Annotated in this window: 5 protein-coding genes and 1 tRNA gene; 4 read left to right on the top strand and 2 right to left on the bottom strand. The window is 65.3% G+C overall.

Annotated elements, in window-relative coordinates:
• Positions 1-144: 144 nt before the first annotated feature.
• On the top strand, positions 145-1,122 hold the full coding sequence (locus tag AC1DOC_RS16850) for a GMP reductase (RefSeq protein ID WP_012746677.1): 978 nt from the start codon (positions 145-147) through the stop codon (positions 1,120-1,122).
• Between the two features lie 11 nt (positions 1,123-1,133).
• On the opposite strand, the gene AC1DOC_RS16845 is transcribed toward AC1DOC_RS16850, so the two are convergent.
• Positions 1,134-2,000 (bottom strand): alpha/beta hydrolase, encoded by an 867-nt coding sequence (locus AC1DOC_RS16845; protein ID WP_478130121.1) that lies wholly within the window; start codon positions 1,998-2,000, stop codon positions 1,134-1,136.
• A 94-nt stretch (positions 2,001-2,094) separates the two neighbouring features.
• On the opposite strand from AC1DOC_RS16845, the gene AC1DOC_RS16840 reads away from it, so the two are divergent.
• From AC1DOC_RS16840 to AC1DOC_RS16830, 3 genes are all read left to right on the top strand, one after another.
• Positions 2,095-2,170: transfer RNA gene (locus AC1DOC_RS16840), tRNA-Ala, on the top strand.
• A 320-nt stretch (positions 2,171-2,490) separates the two neighbouring features.
• Positions 2,491-4,179 carry a sensor histidine kinase gene (locus tag AC1DOC_RS16835; protein ID WP_478130120.1) on the top strand — a complete coding sequence of 563 codons (1,689 nt, stop codon included), beginning with the start codon at positions 2,491-2,493 and terminating at the stop codon, positions 4,177-4,179.
• Positions 4,180-4,197: 18 nt separating this feature from the next.
• Positions 4,198-4,887: a response regulator gene (locus AC1DOC_RS16830; protein ID WP_478080059.1), complete on the top strand. Its 690-nt coding sequence runs from the start codon at positions 4,198-4,200 to the stop codon at positions 4,885-4,887.
• 19 nt (positions 4,888-4,906) lie between these two features.
• On the opposite strand, the gene AC1DOC_RS16825 is transcribed toward AC1DOC_RS16830, so the two are convergent.
• The coding region (locus tag AC1DOC_RS16825) for a type II secretion system F family protein (RefSeq protein ID WP_478130119.1) at positions 4,907-5,579 on the bottom strand (673 nt) is incomplete at its 5' end.

Genomic DNA, 5,579 nt, shown 5'->3' with positions numbered 1-5,579 from the left:
CCCTATAATCAATCACCGGGCCCAAGTTTCTTGTCGCCCGGTTTTTTTGTGCCTGCATGGCGCCAATGACTGGGCCGGGACCAAGCGCCCACGCCGCTCCGAAATCGTTCGGCGGCGCACCTTTCACAGGAAGCTTGGTTTCTCATGCAGATCTTCGATTACGACAACATCCTTTTGCTTCCGCGCAAGTGCCGCGTGGAAAGCCGCTCGGAGTGCGACGCCAGCGTGACGCTCGGCGCGCGCAGCTTCCGCCTGCCGGTGGTGCCGGCCAACATGAAGACGGTGGTGGACGAGCCGATCTGCCTGTGGCTCGCGCAGAACGGCTACTTCTACGTGATGCACCGCTTCGACCTGGACAACGTCAAGTTCGTCAAGCAGATGCACGCCAAGGGCGTGTTCGCCTCGATCTCGCTGGGCGTGAAGAAGCCCGACTACGACACCGTCGACCAGCTGGTGGCCGAGGGCCTCGTGCCCGAATACATCACGATCGACATCGCGCACGGCCATGCCGACAGCGTGAAGAACATGATCGGCTACCTCAAGCAGAAGCTGCCGGGCTCGTTCGTGATTGCCGGCAACATCGGCACGCCCGAAGCTGTGATCGACCTCGAAAACTGGGGCGCCGACGCCACCAAGGTCGGCATCGGCCCGGGCAAGGTCTGCATCACCAAGCTCAAGACCGGCTTCGGCACCGGCGGCTGGCAGCTCAGCGCGCTCAAGTGGTGCGCGCGCGTGGCAACCAAGCCGATCATCGCGGACGGCGGCATCCGCGACCACGGCGACATTGCCAAGAGCGTGCGCTTCGGCGCCTCGATGGTGATGATCGGCTCGCTCTTTGCGGGGCACGAGGAATCGCCGGGCCGCACCGTCGAGGTCGACGGCGCGCTCTTCAAGGAGTACTACGGCTCCGCCAGCGACTTCAACAAGGGCGAGTACAAGCACGTCGAGGGCAAGCGCATCCTCGAGCCCATCAAGGGCAAGCTGGCCGACACGCTGATCGAGATGGAGCAGGACGTGCAAAGCTCCATCAGCTACGCGGGCGGCCGCGCGCTGATGGACATCCGCAAGGTCAACTACGTCACGCTCGGCGGCGACAACGCGGGCGAGCACCTGCTGATGTAGGCACGGCCGGGTCAGGCCTCCAGCAGCTGCACCGCGTCGCGATGCAGCCTGTGGGCCGGATCCGCCAGCGCGTCGACGATGCTGAAGTGGTTCAGCCCGGCAAGCGATTCGCACACGGGCACGGCGTTGCGGCCCCACGCCTGGCGAATCAACGCATTCTGGCGAATGAACTCTTCGCTCTCCTCGGCCCCCACCAGCGCATGCAGCTGGCCGCGCGCGGGGGCCGGCCACAGCGCGGGGCTGGCGCGCCGCGCATCCGCATCGCCGAGCTTCAGGACGTTTTCGAGGAACGGCGTGCGCTGCAGCGGACGAAGGTCGTGCAGGCCCGAGATCGACAGCGCATTGCGCACCAGTTGCGCCGGCAGGTCGGGCGCGGCCGCCTTCCAGTTGCAGGCCAGCAGCGCCGCCGCCATGTGGCCGCCGGCCGAATGCCCGGCCACGGTGATGCGCGAGGGGTCGGCACCAAAGCTCGCGGCATGGCGCCAGGTCCACTCGAGCGCACGCACCATCTGCATGAGGATGCCGGGCACGGTCACGGGTTYCTCCGCCGTCCCGGGGCACAGCGCGTAGTTGGGCATCACCACGCACACGCCGCGGTCGTTGAATGCGGGCGCAATGAACGAATGGTCGCGCTTGTCCATTCCGCGCCAGTAGCCGCCGTGAATGAACACCAGCACCGGCGCGCCGGGCACGGGTGCGGGAAAGATGTCGAGCGTCTCGTTCACGCCCGGGCCATAGGGCACGTCGATGCGGCCGGCCAGGGCTTCGCGCACGGCTTGCGAGTCGCGCCCCCAGCGGGCGAAGTACGCCAGGTGATCCTTCACGCGCGCAAGATTGTTGTACATGCCTTCCAGCCAGGCGGGTTCGTACGAGGCCATGCGGGTGGTGCTTTCCTTCTTTTTTCGAAGGGCGCATCTTGGCATGCGGGCCATGCGCTCCCGGGCCTGTTCTGGTTAAAATCCGGTTTGCGTTGGGGGGGTAGCTCAGCTGGGAGAGCGCCGCGTTCGCAATGCGGAGGTCGTGAGTTCGATCCTCATCCTCTCCACCATCCCATCAAAAGGGCTCGGATTTTTCCGAGCCCTTTTTCTTTGCCCGGCCACCGGGCACTCCTCCGAGCGCCGATACATCTGCTGGCTGGCAGCCGCAATTTGCATCATTCGGTAACAAAAGTACACATTGCGGTCGGGGTTAAACAAAAAGTATTGCTTTCGACTACAAAAGTAGTAATGTGAAATCCTCGCAGTTATTAATTTTGGCGCAAAAGTGAACCAAGGTGTTACCTCGCAGAGCTTCCGTCCCAGGGGCATCGGTGCCCTGTCGTGGATGGCTGGCGAGGCATGAGCCGTTCTATGCACTCGAAACCGCGCCATGCAAGCCCACTCCATCGACCCGGATTCCGGGACCGACTCCAGCCTCAGTGCCGATGCGCTCATGGTGGCGCGGATGCGGCTGGTGCTGTCGGTGTCGGCGCTGCTGGCGGTTGCAGTTGACCTTCGCGACCCGCAGCTGCGCATAGGCGGCGCCGTCTGGCTCACCTTCTCCTGCTACGCGATCTACAGCCTTGGCGTGTACATCTGCACGCGCAAGGGCCAGCCCTACTTCCAGGGCAAGGCCATCCACTGGTTCGACGTGCTGTGGTTCACGCAGATCGTCTTCGCGAGCGGCGGCACGGGCAGCCTTTATTTTCTTTTCTACTTCTTCGCCATCCTCACCTCGTCCTTCCGGTGGGGATACGAGGAAGGCGCCCGGGTCACCATGGCCTCGGTCGCCTCGTTTGCCGTCTGCGGCCTGGGAGCGAGCCTCGCGGGCGACACGCCGCAGCTGCTGATGCGCACCACCTTCCTGCTGGCACTGGGCCACATGATCGGGCACTGGGGCGGATCGAAGGTCGAGCTGCGGCGGCGCCTTTCCCTGCTGAGCCAGGTGAGCCGGCTGTCGAACCCCCGGTTCGGCGTGGCCCGCACGATCGCCAGCACCATGGAGAAGACGCTGGCCTTCTACAAGGCAAGCCACTGCGTGCTCCTGACGCGCGACACGGCCACCGGCAGCTGGGTCATGCGCACGCTCAGGCAAAGCCACGCGGGCGAGGCGGTCGACGTCGAGACCATCGACCAGGCTTTCGAATTGCCGCTGATGACGCTGAACCCCGGCCACATCGTGCTGCGCAACCGCCTGCCCTGGCCGCTGAGCCGGCTGTGCGTGCAGGGCCATGCCTTCGACCTGCGCCTGCGCCGCTGGTACCCGCAGGACGAGCCGGGCCTGCGGCGCAGCGCCGCGGTTGCCGCCATGCTGGAGGCGCGCTCCTTCATCAGCGCACCGCTGCCGATGCGCCAGGGAGAAGGACGCATCTACGTGTCGTCCAGCAACGGGCATTTCCGCAAATCGGATGCGCTGTTCCTCTCGCACATGATGAACCAGGTCTTTCCCGTGATCGAGACGATCGGGGTGCTCGACCGGATGGCGTCGGAGGCGGCCTCGAAGGAGCGCCTGAAGATATCGCTGGACCTGCACGACACCGCGATCCAGCCCTACATCGGCCTGAAGCTGGGGCTGAGCGCGCTGCGCAAGAAGGCGGGCGCCGACAACCCGCTGGTCGAAGACCTGGACAAGCTCGCCAGCATGGCCGATGGCGTGGTGGCCGACCTGCGCCACTATGCAGGCATCGTCAAGCATGGCGGCGAAAGCCACTGCGAGTTCATTCTTCCGCACCTGCACCGCCAGGCCGCTCGCATCAAGACGCTCTACGGCATCGACATGGAGATCCTGGTCGATGGCGATGTCCACCTGGACGACCGGATGACGGCCGAAGTGCTGCAGCTGGTGCGCGAAGGACTGAACAACATCTGCAAGCACACCCATGCGCACTGCGGCTGCATCCGCATCGGCTGCACGGATGGCAGGCTGCAGATCAGGATTGAAAACGAGTCCTGCGGCATGGACTTCTCGAACTTCCGCCCACGTTCCATCAGCGAACGCGCAGCCGCCCTCGGCGGGCATGCGCAGGTCGGCCAAGGCGCGGGCGGCGCCACGGCCRTACTGATCGAAATACCCATCTAGGAAGGCGAAGGTGTAAACATGCAAGCCACAACAACACACCCCATCGGCGTCATGCTCGTGGACGACCACCAGACCATGCTGTGGGGCCTGTCGAAGCTGATCGACGGCGAGCAGCCGCGCATGAAGGTCGTTGCAACGGCCAACTGCTTCGAGCAGGCGCTGGAGCGGACCGAGCACCTGGTGCCCGACGTGATCCTGCTCGACCTGGACCTGGGGGGCCGGTGCTCCCTCGACATCCTTCCCAAGCTGCTGTCGAACGACGTCTCGCGCGCGCTCATTCTCACGGCCGAACGCAAGCAGCAGACGCTGGACCTTGCCGTGCTGCGCGGCGCCAGGGGCGTGCTGTGCAAGGACGCTTCGGCCGAAGAGGTGATCGATGCGATCTCGCGCGTGCACAACGGCGAGCTGTGCATCGACGCGCAGGCCATGGGCCGCGTGTTCTCCGAGCTGACCGCGCCGAAGAAGCCGGCGAAGGCGGACCCCGAAGCCGCCCGGATCGCGAGCCTTACGCAGAAGGAGCGGCAGATCATCCGCGCCGTGGTGGAAGGCAGCGGCGCCGCGAACAAGACGCTCGCCTCGCGGCTGTTCGTGACCGAACACACCTTCCGCAATCACCTCACGTCGATCTACCAGAAGCTCGACGTGGCCAACCGGCTCGAGCTCTACATCTACGCGATCAAGCACCAGCTCGACGCCGCGCCCCATTGAGGGGGCGCGGACGCCGGGCTCAGTGCCCGCCGCCGAGCATCGGCATGATGATTCGAACCATGCGGATGGCCGCCGGCGTCAGGATGACCGCCGAGATGCACGGAAAGATGCACAGCACCAGCGGCAGCAGCATCTTGGTCGGCACCTTGGCGGCCAATTCTTCCGCGCGAACCTGGCGCTTGTGGCGCAGGTCGTCCGAAAACACGCGCAGCGATTCGCCGATGCTGGTGCCGAAGCGGTCGGCCTGGGTCAGCATGGTGGCAAAGGTGCCGATTTCCTCCACGCCGGTGCGCAGCGCAAGGTTGCGCAGCGACTTCTCGCGCGTGCCGCCAGCGCGCATCTCGAGGTTGGTCCAGTGCAGTTCCTGCGCCAGCGCCTCGCTCTTGACGCGGATCTCCTCGGTGACCTTGACCAGCGCGGCATCGAGCCCCAGGCCGGCCTCGACGCAGACCAGCATCAGGTCGGCCGCATCCGGAAAGTTCTCGAAGATCTCGCGCTGGCGGCTCTTGATCATCATGCGCAGCACGATGTTGGGCAGGTAGCAGCCGAGCAGTGCCACCACCGCCAGCCACAGCAGGGTCGTGGTACCGTCGCCCGCGCCCGCCGCACGTATCGCCAAGAAGGCCAGGGCCGCAAAACCGAGCGGCAGCAACGTCTTCAGGCCGAAGTAGAAGAGGCTCGCATCCGGGTGG

It is taken from the genome of Variovorax sp. 01T439_2 (assembly GCF_056398445.1).
This window is presented reverse-complemented; position numbering and strand designations above follow the sequence as displayed.

Excerpts from the sequence above, each read along its gene's own strand:
- AC1DOC_RS16850 (WP_012746677.1), top strand. The coding sequence starts at position 145 with ATGCAGATCTTCGATTACGACAACATCCTTTTGCTTCCGCGCAAGTGC.
- AC1DOC_RS16830 (WP_478080059.1), top strand. The coding sequence starts at position 4,198 with ATGCAAGCCACAACAACACACCCCATCGGCGTCATGCTCGTGGACGAC.